Source organism: Vibrio sp. 10N.222.47.A9, assembly GCF_963872585.1.
Taxonomy (GTDB): Bacteria; Pseudomonadota; Gammaproteobacteria; order Enterobacterales; family Vibrionaceae; genus Vibrio; species Vibrio splendidus.
Genome location: NZ_CAWNBB010000071.1, coordinates 85,188 through 107,095 on the forward strand (window position 1 = coordinate 85,188; position 21,908 = coordinate 107,095).

Consider the following 21,908-nt stretch of genomic DNA (forward strand, 5'->3'; position numbering starts at 1 on the left):
CAATGCTTTTTCTGGTTAAGTGGTGCTAAATCCGTATCATAGGTGAACCACATCAAATAATTAGAAGCATCATGTCACAACACCATCCGATCCAAGGCGCTAGCTGGATGCTAACCGCAGGCCTAGCCTTTGCCGTCATTAACAGCCTAACTCAAATCGCTAGCATTCATTTCGGACTTACTTCTACTACCGTTGCCGTCATTCAATACGCCATCGCGTTGTTCGCTATTCTTCCTTATCTGAAAACGCTGGGCATTCGCCGCGCGCTAAAAACCGACAACCTCAAGTTGCATGTATTCCGTGTGTTTTTATCGGTAATTGGTATTCAACTTTGGATATGGGCGCTGGCTTACCCTGTTCCTATTTGGCAAGGCATTGCCCTTCTCATGACGTCGCCACTGTTTGCAACCATAGGTTCAGGGCTTTTCCTCAAAGAGAAAGTTGGAGCTGCTCGCTGGGGCGCGACCTTAGCCGGTTTCGTGGGTGCGATGGTGATTCTAGAGCCGTGGGCTGAAGACTTTAACTGGGCAACGCTACTACCGATTGGCGCCGCTTTCTTCTGGGCATGCTACTCATTGATGGTGAAAAAGCTCTCTTCGCAAGATAGCCCTTCAACCATGGTGGTGTACCTGCTGCTATTAATCACACCATTTAACATCCTACTTGCTGCGCCAGATTGGCAGACGCCAAGCGGCGGTACAATTTGGGCTATCTTAATTGTCATCGGCGTTATGACGGCACTTGCTCAATGGGCAATTGTAAAAGCCTACTCAGTCGCTGATGCTTCATTCGTACAACCTTTTGACCACGCAAAATTACCGCTAAATGTCCTAGCAGGTTGGATTGTATTTAGCTGGGTTCCACCGGGTCGTTTATGGCTCGGGGCTGCTATTATTATTGCGTCAGTCGCATTTATAACGCACTGGGAAACGAAAAAGCCGTCAAAACTGAAGAAAGTTTAGGGTTAGTGAAATAAATAGTTCAACAGTCCGTTCTATATGGATAAGAGAATTCAAACGAGGCCGTAACCATGAAGAAACCAGTCAAGATTACACTATACCGTTGGGCAGGCAGCTGGGGTCCATTTAAAGTTAATATCCCATGTGGGGAATGTACCCTTACCAAAGACATTCTTAAGGATACTTTTGAGAATGAGTTATCAGATGTCGATGTCGAACTGGAAGTGAAAGATTGGTTGTCTCACTGGTGGGAGCCTCTAAAACTGGGCTCTTGGCATGCTCCAATCCTTGTTGTTGAAGGCAAGGTTGTAAGCCAAGGCGAAGCGCTTAACCGCGGTGTGTTAGTTCAATCCGTGATCAAAGAGTGGACCAAACGCGACAGCCTAAAAGGCAACATCGTTTATGGTAAAGCGACCTGCCCATTCTGTGTTAAGGCAAAGAAAATGCTTGATGAAGCGGGTGTTGAATACCAATACCACGATGTCGTAAAAGACAGCGCAGCTTTGTATCGCATGATTCCTGAGGTCAAAGCGCACATTGGTGAAAAAACACCAGTAACCGTTCCTCAGATCTGGCTCGATGGTAAATACATCGGTGGAGCAGACAACTTAGAAGCATGGATGAAAGAAAATGGTTTAGATACCATTCCAAATAACGTTGTCGACCTGTCCAACCAATCGGCAGGCTAAACTCACACTGAGTTACAAATCCGATCGTGAATTAATCAGTGTTTTTTTGTGTCCATCCACAACAAAACGAGCGATGACCTTCATTAATCGCTAAAACGAAAAAGGCCTTAAACTTCATCGAGTTTAAGGCCTTTTTAAATTCCGTTTTTGAAAATGCTTATTTCGCCATTTTCTTCATCATTCGCTTAAAGAATGATGCTTTTTTTGGCTTTGGCTTGCCATACAATGCTTCGTGCATCATGTTTTTTGCTACCATTTGACCAAGGTATGCGTGGCCTAGTTCGTAATTCATGCTTATCTCCGCACATAATCGATTTTCTTATGCGCGGATTCTACACTTAAAGCGGTCAAAAACAAGATCTAAATCACACTTTATTGCAAGAATATCATTATATTGCAACGTCCGTATTCTTGTCTCTGCGTAAATCAGCATTGTATCGTTATATCAATGAGTTAATGTTAAGTCCGTCTAACCTTGATTCACCATACCCATTTGCAATCCAAGACATTGGTTTAGACATTCATAAAAAAAGCAGCTCAAGAGAGCTGCTTTTTTTATACTTAGCTTAGAAACACTGACCTTAAAAAGGACACTATTCGCTAATGCCTAATAGTCAGTAACTAAAACACTAACTACGCTTTGGCTGTCTGTAAGTTTTACCCGCAATTTGGTATGTGTCTTTTTGCTTTAATTCGAACATAGTTTCAAAGAACCAAGCTGCAAATTTGATTAAGTCATCGCCTTCATTCATGACATGTTCGATGTACTCTTGCTCTTCGCCTTGTTCATTTTCTTGAAGCGTCACGTGGTAAATACGCTTTTCGCCTTCTACTTCAGCTAACGCAAATTGACCTGTTAGTGATCCAGCAGCCTCAGCGACTTCTGTATCCTCATTGGATTTCAATAGCTCAAGCGCTTGAGGCAGGCCATCTAGTGCGCAGATAGCTTTTACCAGTACTTCAAATTCATTTTGCTGCATGTTTATTACCTATTAAATGGACGCAGGTATTGTAGAAAACCATCCATACAAATACAACGTATTAACGACTGTACGCTGAACTATAGCGAGTTAGCTGTTTAACTGTATTCTACTTGGGTAGCTGCGGCTTTCTTATTCATTCTCGTTGAAGACCAAAGTACTGTGCCCATGCAAGCACCAATAATCAGATAAAACACGCCTAACTGTAGATGAGTCGTGACCCAACTTTCTACTAGATACCCACCCAATAAACCCGCTAAACACATCTGAATTGAGCCTGACAATGCCGACACTGCGCCCGCTTGCTTCTTATGAGGTTCTAACAACATACTGATCGATAGAGGGAACGAGATACCTTGCGCTATCGCCAACCAAGTAAACGCCCAAACTAAGTTAAAGATGGATAACTCATGAGTAAGAAGCCAAGTTCCCGAAGCCAAAATAATCAAGATAGCTATGCTCATCAATTGCGGAGTGCTAAACCTACGATTGAGCAAGTTCAAAGCCACGCTACCTATCAATAAGCCAGCCGAAGGGACTATCATCAAAGACCCATATTCAGCCGCTGTCAGCCCCAATTGCTCTTGCATTAAGAATGGAAACAGCGATAAAGATACCAAACTTGCCATGTAGCTCATCCAGTTATAACTGGCACTGGTCAACACTTGACGGTTAGTCAACAAGCGTCCGTAGTTCTTTACCACTTGGCAGGCATCAAAGCGACTCTTTCCATATGGCAAAGTCTCAGGCAACACAAAGTAACCCAGAGTGAATATTGCCAGTAGATACAGTAGAACAAACAGGAACACCGCCTGCCAACCTAGGTGGAATGAAATCCAACCACCAAATACGGGCGCAATGATCGGCATGATCGAAGCGGTGACCGAAATATAAGACAACGCTTTGGTCAGTTGAGGGCCATCATAGCTGTCGCGAAGCACACTTCGTCCGAGAACCGAGGCACTACCCGCCCCTAAACCTTGCAACAAGCGACCAACCTCTAGCGCCGTCATGTTGTCAGAAAATACAACACAAACGACAGTACCAATCAAATAAACACCCTGACCTAACAAGAAGATAGGTCTTCTTCCCACTGCATCAGACATCGGCCCGTAAAATAGCTGTGACAAGCCAAAACCCACAAGAAACAGCGTGACGAGCAGCTGTACATCTACCTGAGTCACACTTAAGTCAGAAGCAATTAACGGCAATGATGGCAAGTAGATGCTCACACCCACCTGCCCCGTAGCAATAATCATCATTGCTAAAAGTAACGGCGTTTTTTTAAAGGTCGATTGGCTCAAAAAATTCCCTATTCGTTTGATATTTGTTCATGATATAAGTTTATATTCAAAACCAGTAATTGATAATTAACCAAATTGGAATTTAATTAAGTCCTAACAGGAAATAATATGGATTGGATTCTCAACGTAAAAAGCTACGTTAGAGTGGTAGAAGAAGGCAGTTTCAATGGCGCCGCTCGCAAACTTAACACCACCAGCTCGGCGATCAGCAAAAGAGTAAACTGGCTCGAAGAGCGTATCGGTACTCAACTTTTAAAACGCACCACTCGCTCGATTAACCAAACCGAAGCGGGAGCACTCTTTTACTTGCGGGCCAAGGATCAACTCGACAATTGGCAATCAATTATTGATGAGACTCGCTCGGTTAACCAAACCCCGGCAGGCCTCTTAAAGATTGGCGCGACGATTGCTGTTGGCTCTAAGTTTCTAGTGCAATACATGGACGACTTCTTAGAAAAGTATCCAGATATTAAGGTGCAGCTGATCACGACCACGCCAGGCCAATTGCCTGAACTTGGCTTGGATCTCGTGATCAGTCGTGAACTGGAACAGCTCAACTCGTTAAGCTTCAAGAAAACACCGCTGTTTGAACACAAGGCCAGTTTCTATGCTGCGCCGAGTTATCTTGCCAAACATGGTTATCCCACCAACGAGCAAGACTTAGAACAACACAACTCCTTAATATGGGGAGAGCGCCCTACCCGTGAAGTCACACTCACCAAAGGGCAGCGCATCACTTTAAACGGCAACTTTGCGACCACCAACCCTGAGGCTTTGTTTCACGCGGCGAAACGAGGAATGGGTGTGCTGTTAACCATCAAAGCAATGATCAAAGAGGATCTTAAACAAGGGACATTAGTTCCAGTATTGCCAAATATTACCGCCGACGAAGTGATGGTTTACGCGTACTACCCTAAGCTTGATTACTCACATACGCGAACTAAGTTATTTTTGGACCATTTGAAAGATAGGCTAGATAAAGAGAGAAATAACCAGATTTTGTGAAATAAGTCTCAACTTAATTTGAAAAATGATACAACGCGGCCAATAATAAACTAAGAGCATATAAAAATAGATGCGTACAAACTAAACACACAGGCTTACACGCTGGATCTGGTTAACTAGGGATGGTAGCTATGACTCAACAAACGTACAACAATATGATAGACACTGAGCGTATAGGGCGCTTGCTCAAGTTGGAAGGTATCGACCTGTTGGAATCAGCAGTGCTTACTCTGCACCAAATGTTCGATACTAAGTACACCACTATCATTGAGAAAAAGTACTTTCCAGACCAAATTGTTCCTTTAGTTATTGCTCATTCTGATCACGTCTTGCATGACAGAATCAACCCTCGTCATGGGCAAATCTATCAGCAAGCCGTTAATCAAAACCACCCTGATTGCTCATTTGCTCAATACGTTGTCAAATCACTACCTACATCAGCCTTTCGGCAAGAGATTACCTCACAGAATTCCATTGCGATTCCTACACGGACTCAAAGCGGTGAAGTCATGGGGGTACTTTTTTCTACGTTTACTTCCCCACTGAGTAATGCTCAGCAACAAGAAGCGATTAAACATCATCAACTTTTTTCGGATATCATCATCCACACCCTACGTGAGATGTGGTTCAACGATCGTTCTGAGCAACTGGTCAATCAACTCAGCTATGAAGTCTCACACGATAGCTTAACAGGTCTACTTAACCGCAGTTGCTTATCTGATACGCTAGAATCAATCACTCAGCAAAACTCAACACCGTTTACGTTAGCAATACTGGACATTAATAGTTTTAAAGCGATTAACGATCTTCACGGCAACTATGTTGGAGACAAGGTACTACAACATCTGGCTGAGATTTTGAGACGAGCACTCCCAGAAAATAACCTCACCTTTAGAACGGCAGGAAATGAGTTCGCCTTCATCACCTATTACGCCGACCCAACCGCAATTTGTGAACAAATCGTCGCCAAAGTAAAACAGGGGTATAACAGTATTGATCTTAGGATCGATTTTGATATCAGCATAGGCATCGCAGGATCAGCCGGAGATAGCAAAGACGTAGAGCAAATCATCTTCAACACCAGCTTGGCGTTGAAAGAATGTAAGCAATATTCGAGTACCCATATCAAGTGCTATGACACCCACTTAAGAGCTCGATATCAGAGAAAGACCGAGTTAATTGCGGCCTTGAGAAATGAACTTGAAAACTCCATCTCGCTGAATAGCGGAATGTATGTTGTGGCTCAGCCGATTGTTGGTCAACAAGACAAACGTTGGAAGTATTTCGAAGTACTCACTCGTTGGAAAACAGAAAAGCACGGCGACATATCCCCAGTTGAGTTTATACAGGTAGCAGAAGAATCCGGACTAATTGTCGAGCTGGGTGAACGCATTATCGAACTGGTATGCCGAGCTAAAACGACATTAGAACAAGGCTTAGGATACAAGGTTAAGCTCGGAATAAACTGTTCCGCCCATGAGCTTACCGACTCTAAGCGTTACATTTCCTACCTCACTCGGACCATTGAACAGCATCACTTTAAGGCTGATGAGTTTGTTATTGAGCTGACCGAAACAGTATTGCTATCTCCAACTCAAGACACCAAAGACGCACTCAACTTTTTGCGAGAACAAGGCTTTACGATTGCGCTAGACGATTTCGGCACCGGTTACTCTAGCTTGAATTACATTCACAGCTATCCGATTGACTGCATTAAAATTGATGCCATTTTCATTCAAAATTTACTCACCAATTCGACATCAGAGAGCGTTGTTTGGTTGATCATCCAGCTTGCTCATCGACTCAACGTATCACTTGTCGCAGAGGGTGTGGAAAAGCGTGAACAGCTAGAGAAACTTCACGATATGGGGTGCGACAAGATCCAAGGATACCTATACTCGCCTCCTATGCGACCTGAAGCTATCGTGAGTTTAGTGACTCATTCAGAAGCACTCATTCAAAGCCCATAAAAATTAAAAATATAAAGCAGTAGCCAGACCAAAATCTAAAAAGCCGCGAAGCATGACTAAATACTTAAATATTTAGAAAAGCTCTCGCGGCTTGATTAATCGGCCTAATTTAGAGAAATCTATTAACTGTTATTAGATTGTGCTTCTAAAGCTACCTTTAACAGCTTATCAGCTTCATCTCTTGACGCTACGAACGTCGCTTTTTCCTTTTTAGGCACTGAATCAGCCATCGGAATATTCGCTGTCATCGCGTTCACAGGACGACCACGTTCGATTAACTCATAATGCAAGTGTGCACCCGTCACTCGGCCCGTTTTACCTGACAAGCCAATACGCTGACCACGAGATACCGTTTGTCCTTTACGAACTAAGATCTTACTCAAATGGAGATAACGCGTTTTGTAAGTGCTACCGTGCTGAATAACCACGTAATTACCGGCGTATGGGTGCTTACGGGTCATGATCACTTTACCATCACCCGTCGCTTGAACTGGCGTACCAATTGGCGTCGCGAAATCTGTACCGTTGTGAGGTGAGACTCGGCCTGTTACAGGGTGTAAGCGCTTAGGGTTAAACTGAGAACTCTGACGCCATCCACTGCTCACTGGGTAACGTTGGAAAGCACGTTGTAAGCTATCGCCATTGGCATCGTAATATTGCCCATCAGTGTGTAAGTACGCAGAAACAACACGATTGCGATTCATGATCTTAATCGCTTCGATTTCACGCTTTCCGGTTGCGACACCATCAACAAATTGTGCTTTCTGAAGCACTTCAAACTGATCGCCAGCGCGCAGGTCGCGGCTAAAGTTCAACTTATCTTTAAGAAGCGTCACAATATGGTCAATCTCAAGACTATTCAGGCCAACCTTGTTCGCCGACATAGAGAAACTGCCGTGAATATCACCCACTAAAGGCTTTTGTTTCCATTCACCAGGAATAGAAATGTCTTCAAATTCATAGCTGCCATCTTCAAGTCGTCGGTAAACCGCTTTATCCGCAACACTAAATTGAATTTCCATTTTGGAAAGGTTGCCCGTCGCCTCATCACGCCAAAAACGTAATGTGTTACCTGGACGAAGTGTGTCTAGGGCAAGGAAGTTTAAATCGGTTTCCATCACACTCATCATCGATTTATAAGAAAATCCAAGTTGAGTGAAGATGCTACTCAAGTTATCGCCCGTTTGAATTTGATACTCAAACGTCGGCGGTTCGATAATCGCGACAGAAGAAGGTGATAGGATTGACTCAATAACGGTTGAGTCAGGTAAATCAAGATCGATCGTTTTCGTCAGATCCGATTCTGAAAATTGCAAAGCAATACCAAACGCTGCAATAAGTGGCAGTCCTAAAATAGCTACTTTTTTTACAGGTGAAAGCTCAGCAAACGGAGAGGAAAATATTTTTGAATACACGGTAAACAGGTCTTTCTACGATATAAAGGCATAGGATATGCTTTTCAAACGCATAAATCATCATTGCATTGTCATAATATGATGTGAATCTGCCCAATTTGGACTAAGTCATTGAGTTACCGTAAGTGGAAACCCGCTTCACGATTAATAATATTAACCGCCAAATAAAAAAATAAAAAAGCAGAAACCGCTAGTTTCTGCTTTCTATTGGTTCACGCTACTTCATCTCGATTAAGCGTTAACCGTCGATACCAAGCAATTGTCTTCACCAAACTCATTCGGGATATAACGATCAGCATTCGCATCGTTCACCCATTGTTGGTCGTCAACTAGATAGCGGAATTGAAACTCGCCATCTTTAGGTAGGCGAGTTTTAAACTTGTAAACCTTCCCTTTGGCCAGTTTTTTCATTGGGGTGGCTTTCCAATCAAGAAAGTCAGCAACGATGGATACAGAGTTCGCTTCTTGAGCTTCTAGCTCGAAGGTCACTTCAACTTCATCTTTCGTCTTAAAAAAACGTTTATTAATCATTCGCAAGCTCCATTTGTAAAAATAGGCAGACACCAAGCATAAGGAGTGTCTAAATTTCATTCATCTAATTAAGATAATATGTAATTTAGCTCACATAAACAACAGATCCTTGCATTAACGAAAACGTTATTGCTTACCAATTGATTGCGTATCAAAAGAAAAGCTCATTAACACCTTTTCAGAAGGGGATTCTACAAATGATTGTTCCGCAGAATGCTGAGTAAAGCCGATAAAACCTTCCCCTGTTTGTTTGCTAGCGGATTGTAAATCTTGCTGCTGAGCGACCTCTAAAGTCTGAATTTGCACTCTATCGCCTAGAAAAAGCTGGTCGACTAGCACGACACGGCTTCGCTGCTGGTCATGTTTAAACAAGCCAAGATAGTAGAACACGCCACTGCCTTGGTTAGATACCCACATCGGTGCGACAAAGAAACTCGCCTTGCCCAACGTGACTGCTGAAAGGTTGTTGGTGTCTACCGTTACCACACCACGCTCGACACCCGAGTCATAGCGTCCAAAGGCTATAGCTCTAGGTTCATCGACTTCATTAATAAAAGCGTACGCGTTGGTTTCGGGTACTTTAATTGTCCATGGGTTGGTCGTCTTCAAATCAAAAACGGTTTCAACAACAGGATCATAACTGACTTGAGAAGAAGGAAACTTCGCCAAGATCTCTTCGTCACTTAAGCTAAAGCGATAAATACCCGCCAGTATCACCACAACCAGCATGACAATTGGAATCAGTAAAATCAGAGGTATAGGTAAGATTTTCTTTTTCATGAGCAATTATATTCTTTTGTTTTCATCCAGTTGTGCAGACCATAAAGGGCTTTAGTATAATTATCAATACAGGGTTAACCAGAAGTGGAGCATGGATGGATATCAATCATATTAAAGATAGAAATATCAGAAGTTGCGAATGCCGCTGTGGAGCAGTCAACCTAGTATGCAGAGGCGAACCTCAACGAACCTCTGTATGCCATTGCTATGAATGTCAGAAACGCACCGGAAGTGTGTTTGGTGTTCAAGCTCGATTCCCAATAGAACAAGTCACATTAAACGGAGAAGTCACCTCTTTCTCACGCATCAGTGATACGGGCAGTGAAGTGACCTATCAGTTTTGCCCTAAGTGTGGCACCACCATGCTCTTACAATCTGTTGCTGCTGCCGATTTTTATATCGTCCCGCTCGGATTATTTAAAGAGCAAGACTTTCCGCTACCGAGCTTTTCAGTCTACGAAGAGCGCAAACACGGCTGGGTCAAATTTGACCATCAAATGAGTCACTACAACTAGCCTGTTACTGACCTTTATCTCGATAAAGCAACAGCATTAGAACAAACTGCAATACTGTTGCCTAAGATCAAATATCAACGCACCACAGCGCTAGCGTATCTTTTCGCTAGCGTTATAATCTGCTCCTCTTTTTAACCCAGGGTGAACCACATGATTTCTAAGCTACCTCGCTGGGTTGAATACGGCGCTTTGCTACTCGCAGGCCTTGCTGGCAGTGTTAATGCGATTGGCTTACTCGGCTTTCAGCATCAAGCGATCTCCCACATTTCAGGCACCATGTCTTTATTAGGCAGTAGCCTGCTCACACCAACTTCGGCTTCTTTACATCTTTTACTGATTATCATGAGCTTTATGTTAGGTGCAGCCTTCAGCGGGTTCTTTATTGAGAACCAAGCACTGAAGTTAGGGCGTCGTTACGGCGTTGCTCTGTGTATTGAAGGAGGATTGCTATTTTTAGCACTTTGGGCACTGTTACAGGGCTACACTTCAGGTCAATACTTCGCTTCAGCAGCCTGTGGTTTACAGAACGCGATGATAACGACTTACAGCGGTGCGATCATTCGAACAACGCACATGAGCGGGATCATCACGGATCTTGGGATCATGATTGGTGCTCGCTTAAAGGGGATGCCTTTTGACCGTCGTAAAGCCAAACTGCTGATGTTCATTGTGGTTGGTTTTCTGTTTGGTGGTTTAAGCGGTGCTTGTCTGTTCCAGCGCTTTGAAATTTTGGCGCTGGCTTTCCCTGCCTCTTTCGCTTTCATTATCGCATTTAGCTACTGGCTCTACCTGACCTATCGAACTGAAACGCCAGTCAATTTATAAATATCTGGCAATATATCCTCAAGTTACGTAACATCCGCAACACTTTATTCTAAACTCTTAATGAGTTGCAGAATAACCAGTATGAATAGTTAGCGATATTTGATGAATAGTATTGCAAGCACTATCAATACTGGGTAATCTTGCAGCCAATGAGAAAATACGGATGTTTAGAGAATAAAAACGCCAAGGATGTGGCTTTTTTACATGTAGAAATACGAGAATAATTAACATGTCTAACAACACGAATACTGCTCAACCAGAGAAATCTAAAGGCAGTTTCTGGGTTTTCTTAATCCCATCTCTGATTGGTTTATTCCTTTTCATGGCACCAATCAGCTACCAAGGTGATCTAACGATCCCTGTCGCTATTCTAGCCAAATCAATTCAAGCGGTTTTCGGTGAGTCTCTAGTTGCTATTATCACTGCAATCGTTGCCTTCATGTCTGTAGCTTCCGTTTTAAGTACCATTTTCAAACCTGCATTCATTACATCGAACTCATTTTTGAACGGCCTTTTCAACCCATCTCCACTGTGGTTGTTGGTTCGTCTTATCGGTGGTGCTGCAGCATTCATGGCTTTCTTCCAAGTCGGCCCTGAATTTATTTGGGAAGAGAACACCGGTGGCTTAGTCCTAGAAGGCCTACTTCCAACACTGTTCTCAGTATTTATCTTTGCAGGTTTACTACTGCCACTGCTGCTTAACTTTGGTCTGCTAGAACTATTCGGCACTTTGCTAAGTAAAGTGATGCGTCCAATCTTCAACCTGCCAGGTCGTAGTGCTATCGACTGTATGGCTTCTTGGTTAGGTGACGGCAGTGTCGGTATCCTGCTTACAAGCAAACAGTACGAGAAGAAATTCTACACGCAGCGTGAAGCCGCTGTAGTTGGTACGACTTTCTCTGCAGTATCTATCACGTTCAGCCTTGTGGTTATTGCTCAAGTAGAGCTAGAGCACCTATTCCTACCTTTCTACGCAGCAATCTGTCTAGCGGGTATTGTGGCTGCGGTAATCATCCCTCGCCTTCCGCCACTAAGCATGAAGAAAGACACTTTCATTGATGGCAGCAAGCCTCACAAAGACGCTGACGCGATCCCTGCAGGTCACTCAACATTCTCTTGGGGTCTTGAGCTCGCAGTAAACAAAGCATCACAAGTTAAATCAGCTAAGTCAGTATTTGCTGAAGGCATCCGTAACGCCGTGGATATGGTATTTGGCGTACTGCCTGTGGTGATGGGCCTTGGTACGATGGCACTGGTTATTGCGGAATACACATCGGTATTCTCATTCCTAGGTCAACCTTTCATTCCATTCCTAGAGCTACTTGGTGTTCCTGAAGCAGTTGCAGCATCTGAAACCATCGTGGTTGGCTTTGCAGACATGTTCATCCCAGCAATCCTTGCAGCTTCTATCGACAACGAGATGACTCGCTTTGTTATTGCTGCAATGTCGGTAACTCAGCTGATCTACATGTCTGAAGTAGGTGCTCTGCTTCTAGGCAGTAAGATTCCAGTGAACATCCTCGAGCTGTTTATTATCTTTATTCTGCGTACGTTAATTACACTGCCGGTTATCGCTGGTGTAGCACATCTAATATTCTAAATTAGACCCTACTGATATAGCGCAATTAAGAAGTATTTTATAAAGCCTCACTTTTGTGGGGCTTTTTATTGCCAGTAAATACATTCCCTACCCGCTTAAAATACATTCACCCACCCACCAGAAATACAGCCAATATATAAAATTGGCATATCATTTAATTTCATATCTGTTTACCATCCTTCTCGTCTGAGAATAGAAAACAACACACATAAACGCTAAATTAATACATTCTTAATGCTCTTACACTCCGATTAAACCAATTCTTCAACTCATTGAACCAAATAACAAAAGTAGCAAATATGTAAATATGTAAATATGTAAATATGTAAATAAGTGAATTTTGCATTGTGTGGGTTGTTGTATTTTTGTAGTCTATTTTGTGAAATTAAACTCAAGTAAATTTCAATCTAGTCGATATATATAATTACAAAAATACGATTAACTTTAGTCTTCGCAAAGTCTGTGAGAAGGGGAAAACTCAATGAAATTTAGCCATAAGGTGGTTGCTGCATCATCAGCCTTGCTGCTAGTGACAGTATCATTGCTTTCAATACAACAACTTTACACTGTAAGAAGTGCTGTAGAAAACCACGTCAATGCAAGCCTGAAAGAAATGGTCTCTGGCGTTAAAAATACCGTCGAATCAGAGATGAACGCCAAGAAAGCGTTGGCTCAATCGACGACTGAAGTCATCGAGATCAACCCTGAAGATCGTACTTACGTAAAAGAAATATTAGAAAAGCCAAAGCTTAAAAGCAGCTTCCTAGCGGTTGGCTTTGGTTACGAAGCAAACGGTTTCGTCATTGAAAATGATGACGGTTGGGAAGCCGGCCCTGACTACGATCCACGAATTCGCCCTTGGTACATTGATGCTAAATCCAAAAACAGTTTAGTTGTTACCGCTCCTTATGTGGATGCATCAAGTAAGAAAGTCATCATCTCTGTCGGTACGCCAGTCAAAGACAACGGCCGCTTCACGGCAGGTATGTTCTACGACCTAGAATTGACTAACCTTGCGACATTGGTAAACCAAGTGAACTTGTTCGATGCTGGCTACCTATTCCTAGTCACTGCCGACGGCACAACGATTGCTCACCCGAATGCGAAAAACAATGGCGAAATGCTTTCAAGCTACATGCCACAAGCAAGTATTCGTGAAGGCTCTCAAGAAATTGAAGTCGACGGCAAGATGTTCCTAGTGAACTTCACTCACATCCCAAGTGAAGATTGGTACATAGGTGCAATCCTTGATGAAGAGATCGCTTACCAAACCGTTGAAGATTTGAAAAACAGCTCAATGATCTACTCGTTGATTGCGGTTATTCTCAGCATCATTGCACTGACTGTGCTGATTCGTGTGTTAATGCGTCCACTTGATGTGCTTAACCAAGCAATTCAAGATGTGGCGAGCGGTCAAGGTGACTTAACTAAGCGCCTAGATACCAACACAGACCAAGAGTTCTCTGACCTAGCAAAAGGTTTCAATACCTTTACTGAAAACCTGCAAAACCAAATCATTCAATCAAAAGCGATTGGTGTTGAGATTAAGCGTGGTACTGAAATCACGGTTAAAGGCGCAGGCGAATCAGCAAACGCGATGAATACGCAACTGCAGGAACTAGAGCAGTTAGCAACCGCAATGAACGAAATGGCGGTGACGGCAACAGAAGTAGCGAATAACGCTCAAGGCGCAGCAGCAGCAGCCCGTGAAGCTGACGAAGCAACGCTAGACGGTACATCTGTAGTCAGTGATACCACTCAAGCGATTGATAACCTTTCAGCACGTATCGACCAAGCGGTTGCAGAAGTACAAGTACTGGAATCAGCAACAGCCAACATCGAAACGATTCTCAAAGTAATCAACGATATTGCAGACCAAACTAACCTACTCGCATTGAACGCAGCGATTGAAGCAGCACGTGCTGGTGAATCTGGTCGTGGCTTCGCAGTCGTAGCCGACGAAGTTCGAACTCTGGCACAACGTACTCAAGAATCGACCACTGAAATCCGCAACATGATCGAGCAACTCCAAGCGGGTGCAAGCTCAGTATCGAACGCGATGAACCAAAGTAAAGACACAGCCACTGACGCCGTAGAACGTGCTCAGCAAGCAAACTCTTCACTTGACCGTATCCGTGACGCGATTCAACGTATCTCAGATATGAACATTCAGATTGCTTCAGCAGCAGAAGAGCAGAGCTTAGTAGCGGAAGAGATCAACAACAACACAGTTAAGATCAAAGACCTTTCAACACAAGTATCCAACGCGGCTCAAGAAGCAAACACGGCAATGCAGGTACAAACTGACAATGTTCGCCAACAAGACGAGCTATTGAACAAGTTTACGGTTTAATCGCCTGTCTGTTTAACTAACGCTCCGCTTAGTAACCAATAAAACAGCTTCAAATAAAAAGCCCCGCTTACTGATTGCTAGTAAGCGGGGCTTTCTTTTCAGTCTTATCTTTCTAACCGATTAGACGTAACTCATACCAACCACAGTAAGTAAGTGATCATAAATAGCGCAGGAAAAAGGCTTGAGAACAAGGCAGAAATTTTCGATAAGTAGTTATTCTACAATCAAAATTTATAACGAAATTATCGAGCGTTTTAACAAGCTAGGATGACCCGTTATTTACTACGATTGGTATCATAACAGGCTCGAATTAGTTCGTTGTCAGCATCATGCACTGATTAGATTCAACCTGAATGGTTAGCGTCTTATCGACACAATCAAACACTGCACCAGACAATAAATCCGTTACTGTACCAGTCCAAGTCAGGGATGCCGTTTTACTTCGCTTCGACTTGTTGATCACCACAATGCCTTTGTCGCCACGGACAAACACCAGCAAATCATCATTTGCCTCAACCACACGCATCGCTTCGCCATGAACATGGTTATGAAACTGAATCATGTTTTTCATGTAAGGCGCTTGCCAATCGTTAAGCCAACGAGGCTGACCGTTCTGATCCAGAATGCCGCTGGTACTTAGTTCACTGTAAACAAGCGGCACACCGCCGTCTCGACCAAGAATAAAGGCATGAGCTAATCGCTCGTCAACTTCACCCATTACGTGATCCAAAAATACTTCATTATTTGGAATATCATGAGTGACGGCAAAAGTGATTGCTCGCATATTCGATAACGCCTGACCAAAACAGTAAGGGTTGATCAGAGATTTAAAGCTGCCCTGCTCTTCAAAGGATTTGAAGATGGTGTTGAACAGAGGGAAATCGTAAGCGCCTAAGCGAGTGTGTTTGAGGTAAGGCTCAAGGAACAACTCGTACTCTTCTTTGGTCGCACCACCATCAGTAATGATCTCGCCAAAGATGTGCATTTCTTCGCAGATATCATCAGTCCACACCTTGCGTAGATGTGACAGTGTCATGTGTTTCGCTGCGTCGATGCGAAACCCTTTCACGCCAATCTCTTTTAAGGCTTTTAGGTAAGCTCTCTGCTGCGCGACCACATTGTCGTTGTCTAACAGCGTTGGCAAGCCAGGGTCACTAACTCCACCGGTAATCCGTCCGTTCTGTACTTCCCAAGTGTCTTTCCAGTTTTTGATACCAAACGCTTCAACAAAGTCGTTTTCATCAAATAAAGGCTTAGAAAGATCGCCAAACAAACGTATGGATTCGTAATAGTCAGCATCTTCTTGATAAGACGCCATGTCTTGCTGATTTGGATACGTTAAATCGCCACGGATACCCGACTCATTGGCCATGTGGTTAAACACGACGTCCACATAGGTACGAAGCCCGTGTTGCTTTAACGTGTTCACCATCGCAGTGAAATCTTGCGTGTCACCAAGCTGATTATCAATCACACGATAATCTTGTGGTTGATAGCGCTGCCACCATTGGGTGCCAGAATCACGGTCGCAACCTTTAGGTCCGCGTAACGACTTCATTGCCGGTGATACTAAAACAGATTTATAACCCAATTCTTGGATCAGTGGGGCGTTCTTCATTACGTCAGCGTAGCACCAGTCAAAGGCATGCAATATCACATCTGTCGCTGGGTTGCTTAACATAGCTGAGCTATCCATGTTGTTCTCCTACCAAACTTGTTCACAGCTTTCTAGATAAATACAAAGGCTAAAAGGCAAAGCTGCATAAATTTCCTTAAGAATGGTATTTATTATATGAGTTACTCATTAAAAACCCTCCTCCTCTCACCGATTAGTCACGGCGGATAGTTAAGGGCGTAGTGCCAATTATCGCATAACGTCTGGGATGAACACTCAGCCATAGTGCTTTTAAATGCGCAAAAAAGTGACAAAAAAGGAGCGTATATACGCTCCTTTTATTCAATCTAACACATATTTATCACTAAGTTCTGTAAAGAACCTTCACTACGTGCCAGCCAAATTTTGTTTTTACAAGGTGTGGTACTAGCGTCTCGCCAGAGAAACAAACCTTATCAAACTGAGGCACCATTTGACCTTTTTTGAACTCGCCTAGGTCGCCGCCCTTTTTACCAGATGGACACGTTGAATGCTTCTTCGCTAGCGTTTGAAACTTAGCGCCTTTTTTAAGCTGCTTGATGATGTCTTCTGCTACTTCTTTGTGCTTCACCAAAATATGAAGCGCTGCTGCTGTTCTTGCCATGATAATTCTCAGTGTGTTGCGGTCAGTTTACTTACGACGGTTGCTTAGAACATCGTTAATGAACGGACTGTTGTAATTCTGTTTATCGCTAACGACTTGTCGACATAAAACCATCGACAGGCGCGCGTTTAGCGTGATTTTAACTCAAGAACTGCCAATCTTCACTCTATAACCGAAAACAACTGCCTTAAAGCCCCTAAAAACCGTATAGTGACTTGCCGACACCCCTGTTTCCCTTTAAATTAATCCTTATAAATTAAGCGCGTATTAAGTAGGAGCCACTATGGCCAAACCGATCAGTAAAGCGAGTCAGTCACAGGGAATGTTGATGTTCAAATTATCCCTTACTCAAAGTTTTGCGATTGGCACGCTTAAGGTAAGAGAAATAGTGCCTTTTCAGCCGATGACTCAAATCCCATACTCCCATCATCACGTGATTGGGACTGTGACCATCCGCGATCTTACCGTTCCAGTCATTGATATGTCTGCAGCGATTGGCTTTCGACCGATAACACCCGCTGAATACCAAGATTGTGTGCTCATCGTCACCGACTGTTTAAGAACAGTAGTGGCCTTTTTGGTTCGTTCGATTGATAAAATCATTGAATGTGATTGGAAAAGCATTGAATCGCCACCCGCCAGCGTGGGTCGTAATGTGTTTGTGACGGGTATTACGCGTTTTGAAGATCGTATCGTGCAAATGCTCGACGTGGAGTTATTACTTTCTAAGATCTACCCGGCTTATGAAAACGCACATATTCCAATGCTGACCGATGTAGAAAGGGAGCGTCTCAAAGCGCTGAATATCTTATTGGTTGATGACTCTTTAATCGCGCGGAAACAGCTATCAGATGCCTTAGACAGCATCAACATCCCTTACAGCATTTGTAATAACGGCTTAGATGCGATCGATCTAATGCGTCGCCAAGCCAGCGCTGGCAATGCAATTGATCTACTCGTGAGTGATATTGAGATGCCTGGACTCGATGGCTACGAGCTTGCGTTTGAAGTACAAAATGACAGCGCACTGAGTCATGCCTACTGTATTTTGCATACCTCACTGTCCAGTGAAATCTGTGTCGACCGAGCCAATCAGGTAGGTGCACATGAAGCGCTTGAGAAGTTCAATGCGGGCGAATTAATCGAAGCCATGCTACGCGGCGCAAAAGTCTTAAACGAAGCATCTACGGCTGCTTAGACGCTATTTTGGAAGCTAAACCCAGCATCATGCTTAATGGTTTAGCTTCTTAGCTTCTTAGCTTCTTAGCTTCTTAGCTTCTTAGCTTCTTAGCTTCTTAAAGATTAGATATTAGATATGAATCAATATAGAGCTCTTCCTTAAGATTTCTTTGGCATAGAATAGCTCTTACTCACAAATTCCACCTCCTCTACCTCATTGACATGATTGGTAAAAGACGCCAATGCATAGAGTGTGTTCGCGACTAAGTTGGCGTATTTGAAAAGAATCGGGTCTGGCGACTTTTTGCTTTCATGATGTTCAATACTCACCAAAGCTCGCACGACCTTTTTAGCCTGACAACGACACAAGTGAAGTTCACTAGACACTCGATGTCCGCCGGGTAAAACAAACCCTTTGAAACCACCTTCTAGCTGATCGCGAATGTGATGATAATCTTGCTTGAGCTCGACCAATTCAGACTCGGTAATGGCGAGTTTTCCGCGAACAGAGCCATTCAAATGGTAGATGTTCGGCTGTAAGCGTTGCAGTATCTCGCGAACTTGAGGTTCTAACTCCAAAGACAGCACCAACCCAACTCGACAACAAAGTTCGTCCGACAGAATCTCAAAATCACAGATAGGACTGTCTTCATAAATAAACGGGTAACAGAACTCGTCCCAATCTCGACTTACTGGTTTCACGTACCGATCCTTACACATAAATATAATCAGACGCCAATATACCAAACTCTTTGATTTAGACATAAAAAAGCCCTCACATTGGAGGGCTCCTAAAGAAATCGGTTAAACGAGCTTATTCGTTAGACACTTTTTTGTGGCCTTCTTGCAGGTGAACGAAATCCACCAGATCGTCGCCAGACACTTGGTATGCCTGACCAAAGCCTTTAACGAATAGGCCATTCTCTGCTTTAAGGTTGAACAGAGAGAAGTCTTGAAGTTGGCTAAGACCATCAATGATTTCACCAAAGCGTTCTTGCATCTGGCCGATCACTTGAGTCCAAAGTTCCGTTTCACGCTCAACAACACTTGCTTGAGCATCAAACGTTAAACGCTTACGTGCGTAAAGCTGCTTCGAGCTCTCTTCATCTTCAATCATCATCAAAGAGACCTGAGGGTTCGCTTTCAAGTTACGAGCATGACGAGCAATATCAGAAATGAGAACAAAGTAACCTTCTTGGTTCTGAACGAAAGGCGCGTAACTTACGTTCGGGCGACCTTCTTCATCAACCGTTGCAAGTTGAAGGGTACGGCGCTCTTGGCGAAACTCTTTAATTTCTGGACCTAGGCGACCTTGTAGACGTTCTTGTTTTACTTGCTGTTCCATGGGTAATTCCTTTCTTCACTTTCTCTGATTTATTATTTTTGCCCGAGGTTGAGCGATCATGAGCGAACTAAACGATCCTCGAGCATTGATATCTTGTTTAAGCCAGTTGGCAACCCTATGTAAGATTGCTGCTGATTATTTACTATTGACTGTGCTTAAGCTTGTTCTTTTAGTGCTTTGAAGCGTTCTACTTGGTCGGCAATAAGCTCACGCTTTTCATTGCGGCCTAGGTAGATCTTAAAAATGTTCTCGCCCGTTTCACTGAAGAAACCGAAGTAATGACTTTCACGACCCATGAACGCTTTGCTCACCAAACCAACGTGTTTGATGTTGTCGAGTTTCAGGTGACCATGAAGCTCGCCTTCTTTGCCCATTAGGTTGTAGTAACCACGTGCTACTTTGCCTTTAGGGAACGGCGCCTTTACTTCGAAGATTGAGCCAAATGAATGCATAATTGTGGTCACCGGGCCCCAACCAACCAAACCTTCTAGAATCTCTTGAGCACGGCTGCCATCTAGCATTACCGCCATGTCGTTTGGAAAAGCAGCAACCACTTCAACCTCTGAAACACCTAGCTTCTCAGCAATTGCTGTCGGCAGTAGTTTTGGCTCTTCTTCTAAAATTCGAGCTACGCTTTGTTCTAGAGTTTCTGTCATTTCTAATGTTGTATCTGTCATTGAATATGTTCCGTATAAACGAGTAATTTACGTAAGTTATAAACTAAAAATTCGATATTAAGCGTGCTTCAAACTTGCATGCGGGTGAACACTCGAACTTGACGCTTTCGGTGCAGGGTGCATCGCTTGATATTCAGCGTTAAGCACTTGAATCACACTCTGAGCCAGGCTTACTGCCCAGAAGCTACCAGCAATAGTCAGGCTCAGGTAATTCTCGGAAAGCTCAACCAAACCATTCTTCTCCCAATGTGAGAACAGAGGCTTCAAGTAATCGAACGTGTCTTGTCCCATAAAGGTCGGCAACGTACTTCTTCTAACAACACCAGAATCAAAACCTGCCTTCAATGAAGAGAAGCTTGGCTCTAATGAGCTTTGCTTGGTCATCATGGCTATAGGCAATTGACCTTGCTTTATAGACTCCATGTAGCTGTCTAAAGTTCGATGTTGCATTACACCGTGGCCACCAATGTTGCCACCAGCGCCGCAACCAATCGGCAAAACTTCGGCATAGGTTTTCGCTAAGCTGTTGTAAATGCTGCGTTCTCGATTATCACGAGTCCAGTGATTCACGCTTAGTTGCTTCACTTTATTTTTTGCCATGAACTCAACACCCGCCAAATACATACTCGCTTTATCTGGCGTATTGGCCGGTGGTGGGATTTTTCCTTTCTCAACGAGATTCAGCATAGGAGCATTACCCCCAACAATCAGTTGGTAAAGGTCAATACCGTGAGCACCAGTAGACATGTAATCTTCTAAGTCTTGTTGGAACACTTCCATAGACTGGTATGGTAATCCGTACAGCAAATCCAGAACGATGGGAGCTTGCTCGGTACGGCTCAAAGCACTGATACGTTCCAACACCACTTCACGGTCATCTAAGCGCTTGGCGCTGCGTCGAACCTGAGTGTTAAAACTTTGAATTCCGAATGAGAAGCGATTGAAACCACCTTCAAGCGCACGATCAAACATCTCGTCGCCAAAGCGGTTGATGCGTCCTTCCAAGGTCATTTCCACATCGTTTGCTAGTGGGAAATATTGACGAATAGCTTTACCAAGCTGCTCAACTTGTTGAGGTGACAAATCGGTGGGTGTTCCGCCACCAATATAGACAGCGTGAAATAGTCCAGACTGAGCCCAAGGTGTTTTGGCTTTCTGCTTTAGCTCGACCATCAGTGCATCGAAATACTCATCCACTAATTTACGGCTTGCGGCATTTTGGAAGAAATTGCAGAACGTACAGCGCACGCGACAAAAAGGAATGTGGATATACAAGCAACGCTTATCCTGTTTTTTCCCTTCACTCAGCATCAGTTCGTCAAAGAGTTCTAATTTCTTACTCGGGTCGACCGGAATTGAACTTCCTCCGGCATGGGCAGAATGCTTTTTAGCAAACGCAAAACGAAGCGGATCAGGGCTAGAAACACCCAAGATTGATTCGTCATACTTATAGATATTAAGACTCATATAATCTCTCTAAACACTTACATAGCAAAGTCTGGAAGACTATTCGCTAAAACTGA

The 21,908-nt window shown here is 43.6% G+C and carries 21 protein-coding genes; 9 read left to right on the plus strand and 12 right to left on the minus strand.

The features are described from left to right. Positions 1-71 precede the first annotated feature (71 nt). Positions 72-962: a DMT family transporter gene (locus AACT19_RS22060; protein WP_017089881.1), complete on the plus strand. Its 891-nt coding sequence runs from the start codon at positions 72-74 to the stop codon at positions 960-962. 68 nt (positions 963-1,030) lie between these two features. Continuing rightward, entirely contained in the window at positions 1,031-1,648 is a 618-nt protein-coding gene (locus AACT19_RS22065; protein ID WP_004731823.1) for a glutaredoxin domain-containing protein, read from the plus strand. Positions 1,649-1,805: 157 nt separating this feature from the next. Here the strand turns inward: AACT19_RS22065 and AACT19_RS22070 are convergent, their stop codons facing one another. From AACT19_RS22070 to AACT19_RS22080, 3 genes are all read right to left on the minus strand, one after another. Then, positions 1,806-1,940, minus strand: coding sequence for a hypothetical protein (locus AACT19_RS22070; RefSeq protein ID WP_004731825.1), 135 nt, complete (start codon positions 1,938-1,940; stop codon positions 1,806-1,808). A 337-nt stretch (positions 1,941-2,277) separates the two neighbouring features. After that, positions 2,278-2,628 carry a hypothetical protein gene (locus tag AACT19_RS22075; protein WP_004731829.1) on the minus strand — a complete coding sequence of 117 codons (351 nt, stop codon included), beginning with the start codon at positions 2,626-2,628 and terminating at the stop codon, positions 2,278-2,280. A 98-nt stretch (positions 2,629-2,726) separates the two neighbouring features. Continuing rightward, positions 2,727-3,932, minus strand: a complete 1,206-nt coding sequence (locus AACT19_RS22080) for a multidrug effflux MFS transporter (RefSeq protein ID WP_017087341.1) — start codon at positions 3,930-3,932, stop codon at positions 2,727-2,729. Positions 3,933-4,040: 108 nt separating this feature from the next. Here AACT19_RS22080 and AACT19_RS22085 point away from each other — a divergent pair, with 108 nt between their 5' ends. Both AACT19_RS22085 and AACT19_RS22090 read left to right on the plus strand, forming a co-directional pair. Next, positions 4,041-4,937, plus strand: coding sequence for a LysR family transcriptional regulator (locus tag AACT19_RS22085; protein WP_004731832.1), 897 nt, complete (start codon positions 4,041-4,043; stop codon positions 4,935-4,937). A gap of 131 nt (positions 4,938-5,068) precedes the next feature. Continuing rightward, on the plus strand, positions 5,069-6,907 hold the full coding sequence (locus AACT19_RS22090) for a putative bifunctional diguanylate cyclase/phosphodiesterase (RefSeq protein ID WP_076648785.1): 1,839 nt from the start codon (positions 5,069-5,071) through the stop codon (positions 6,905-6,907). Positions 6,908-7,029: 122 nt separating this feature from the next. Here the strand turns inward: AACT19_RS22090 and AACT19_RS22095 are convergent, their stop codons facing one another. From AACT19_RS22095 to AACT19_RS22105, 3 genes are all read right to left on the minus strand, one after another. Continuing rightward, on the minus strand, positions 7,030-8,322 hold the full coding sequence (locus tag AACT19_RS22095) for a peptidoglycan DD-metalloendopeptidase family protein (protein WP_076648787.1): 1,293 nt from the start codon (positions 8,320-8,322) through the stop codon (positions 7,030-7,032). Positions 8,323-8,553: 231 nt separating this feature from the next. Next, positions 8,554-8,853: an isoamylase early set domain-containing protein gene (locus AACT19_RS22100; protein WP_009845720.1), complete on the minus strand. Its 300-nt coding sequence runs from the start codon at positions 8,851-8,853 to the stop codon at positions 8,554-8,556. 126 nt (positions 8,854-8,979) lie between these two features. Further along, the gene (locus AACT19_RS22105) at positions 8,980-9,633 is read right to left on the minus strand and encodes a hypothetical protein (RefSeq protein WP_076648789.1); all 654 of its coding nucleotides are present in this window, start codon (positions 9,631-9,633) and stop codon (positions 8,980-8,982) included. 32 nt (positions 9,634-9,665) lie between these two features. On the opposite strand from AACT19_RS22105, the gene AACT19_RS22110 reads away from it, so the two are divergent. The 4 genes from AACT19_RS22110 to AACT19_RS22125 all read left to right on the plus strand — a co-directional run bounded on the left by AACT19_RS22110 (position 9,666) and on the right by AACT19_RS22125 (position 14,926). Further along, positions 9,666-10,148: a GFA family protein gene (locus tag AACT19_RS22110; RefSeq protein ID WP_017077401.1), complete on the plus strand. Its 483-nt coding sequence runs from the start codon at positions 9,666-9,668 to the stop codon at positions 10,146-10,148. 150 nt (positions 10,149-10,298) lie between these two features. Beyond that, positions 10,299-10,973: a YoaK family protein gene (locus tag AACT19_RS22115; protein WP_004731845.1), complete on the plus strand. Its 675-nt coding sequence runs from the start codon at positions 10,299-10,301 to the stop codon at positions 10,971-10,973. A gap of 229 nt (positions 10,974-11,202) precedes the next feature. Then, positions 11,203-12,573, plus strand: a complete 1,371-nt coding sequence (locus AACT19_RS22120; protein ID WP_004731847.1) for a YjiH family protein — start codon at positions 11,203-11,205, stop codon at positions 12,571-12,573. A 481-nt stretch (positions 12,574-13,054) separates the two neighbouring features. Beyond that, positions 13,055-14,926 (plus strand): methyl-accepting chemotaxis protein, encoded by a 1,872-nt coding sequence (locus AACT19_RS22125; protein ID WP_017081913.1) that lies wholly within the window; start codon positions 13,055-13,057, stop codon positions 14,924-14,926. Between the two features lie 310 nt (positions 14,927-15,236). Here AACT19_RS22125 and AACT19_RS22130 read toward each other — a convergent pair whose 3' ends face one another. Both AACT19_RS22130 and ppiC read right to left on the minus strand, forming a co-directional pair. Then, entirely contained in the window at positions 15,237-16,622 is a 1,386-nt protein-coding gene (locus AACT19_RS22130) for an alpha-amylase family glycosyl hydrolase (RefSeq protein WP_032546436.1), read from the minus strand. 283 nt (positions 16,623-16,905) lie between these two features. After that, a complete protein-coding gene (gene ppiC, locus AACT19_RS22135; protein ID WP_004731852.1) occupies positions 16,906-17,184 on the minus strand; it encodes a peptidylprolyl isomerase PpiC in 279 nt (92 codons plus the stop codon). 283 nt (positions 17,185-17,467) lie between these two features. On the opposite strand from ppiC, the gene AACT19_RS22140 reads away from it, so the two are divergent. After that, entirely contained in the window at positions 17,468-18,382 is a 915-nt protein-coding gene (locus AACT19_RS22140) for a chemotaxis protein (protein ID WP_004731853.1), read from the plus strand. 140 nt (positions 18,383-18,522) lie between these two features. Here the strand turns inward: AACT19_RS22140 and AACT19_RS22145 are convergent, their stop codons facing one another. The 4 genes from AACT19_RS22145 to hutW all read right to left on the minus strand — a co-directional run bounded on the left by AACT19_RS22145 (position 18,523) and on the right by hutW (position 21,852). Next, positions 18,523-19,065 (minus strand): ATP:cob(I)alamin adenosyltransferase, encoded by a 543-nt coding sequence (locus AACT19_RS22145; RefSeq protein ID WP_054541822.1) that lies wholly within the window; start codon positions 19,063-19,065, stop codon positions 18,523-18,525. Between the two features lie 112 nt (positions 19,066-19,177). Then, complete coding sequence (hutZ, locus tag AACT19_RS22150) at positions 19,178-19,708, minus strand: heme utilization protein HutZ (RefSeq protein ID WP_004731858.1); 531 nt, start codon at positions 19,706-19,708, stop codon at positions 19,178-19,180. Between the two features lie 155 nt (positions 19,709-19,863). Further along, positions 19,864-20,385, minus strand: a complete 522-nt coding sequence (hutX, locus tag AACT19_RS22155) for a heme utilization cystosolic carrier protein HutX (RefSeq protein ID WP_029405101.1) — start codon at positions 20,383-20,385, stop codon at positions 19,864-19,866. 57 nt (positions 20,386-20,442) lie between these two features. Next, positions 20,443-21,852, minus strand: a complete 1,410-nt coding sequence (gene hutW / locus AACT19_RS22160) for a heme anaerobic degradation radical SAM methyltransferase ChuW/HutW (RefSeq protein WP_076648791.1) — start codon at positions 21,850-21,852, stop codon at positions 20,443-20,445. Positions 21,853-21,908: the final 56 nt, after the last annotated feature.

Bases quoted from the DNA above. Each gene is read 5' to 3' on its own strand.
- AACT19_RS22060 (WP_017089881.1), top strand. From the start codon at position 72: ATGTCACAACACCATCCGATCCAAGGCGCTAGCTGGATGCTAACCGCA.
- AACT19_RS22065 (WP_004731823.1), top strand. From the start codon at position 1,031: ATGAAGAAACCAGTCAAGATTACACTATACCGTTGGGCAGGCAGCTGG.
- AACT19_RS22070 (WP_004731825.1), bottom strand. From the start codon at position 1,940: ATGAATTACGAACTAGGCCACGCATACCTTGGTCAAATGGTAGCAAAA.
- AACT19_RS22075 (WP_004731829.1), bottom strand. From the start codon at position 2,628: ATGCAGCAAAATGAATTTGAAGTACTGGTAAAAGCTATCTGCGCACTA.
- AACT19_RS22085 (WP_004731832.1), top strand. From the start codon at position 4,041: ATGGATTGGATTCTCAACGTAAAAAGCTACGTTAGAGTGGTAGAAGAA.
- AACT19_RS22090 (WP_076648785.1), top strand. From the start codon at position 5,069: ATGACTCAACAAACGTACAACAATATGATAGACACTGAGCGTATAGGG.
- AACT19_RS22100 (WP_009845720.1), bottom strand. From the start codon at position 8,853: ATGATTAATAAACGTTTTTTTAAGACGAAAGATGAAGTTGAAGTGACC.
- AACT19_RS22105 (WP_076648789.1), bottom strand. From the start codon at position 9,633: ATGAAAAAGAAAATCTTACCTATACCTCTGATTTTACTGATTCCAATT.
- AACT19_RS22115 (WP_004731845.1), top strand. From the start codon at position 10,299: ATGATTTCTAAGCTACCTCGCTGGGTTGAATACGGCGCTTTGCTACTC.
- AACT19_RS22120 (WP_004731847.1), top strand. From the start codon at position 11,203: ATGTCTAACAACACGAATACTGCTCAACCAGAGAAATCTAAAGGCAGT.
- AACT19_RS22125 (WP_017081913.1), top strand. From the start codon at position 13,055: ATGAAATTTAGCCATAAGGTGGTTGCTGCATCATCAGCCTTGCTGCTA.
- AACT19_RS22130 (WP_032546436.1), bottom strand. From the start codon at position 16,622: ATGGATAGCTCAGCTATGTTAAGCAACCCAGCGACAGATGTGATATTG.
- ppiC (WP_004731852.1), bottom strand. From the start codon at position 17,184: ATGGCAAGAACAGCAGCAGCGCTTCATATTTTGGTGAAGCACAAAGAA.
- AACT19_RS22140 (WP_004731853.1), top strand. From the start codon at position 17,468: ATGGCCAAACCGATCAGTAAAGCGAGTCAGTCACAGGGAATGTTGATG.
- hutZ (WP_004731858.1), bottom strand. From the start codon at position 19,708: ATGGAACAGCAAGTAAAACAAGAACGTCTACAAGGTCGCCTAGGTCCA.
- hutX (WP_029405101.1), bottom strand. From the start codon at position 20,385: ATGACAGATACAACATTAGAAATGACAGAAACTCTAGAACAAAGCGTA.
- hutW (WP_076648791.1), bottom strand. From the start codon at position 21,852: ATGAGTCTTAATATCTATAAGTATGACGAATCAATCTTGGGTGTTTCT.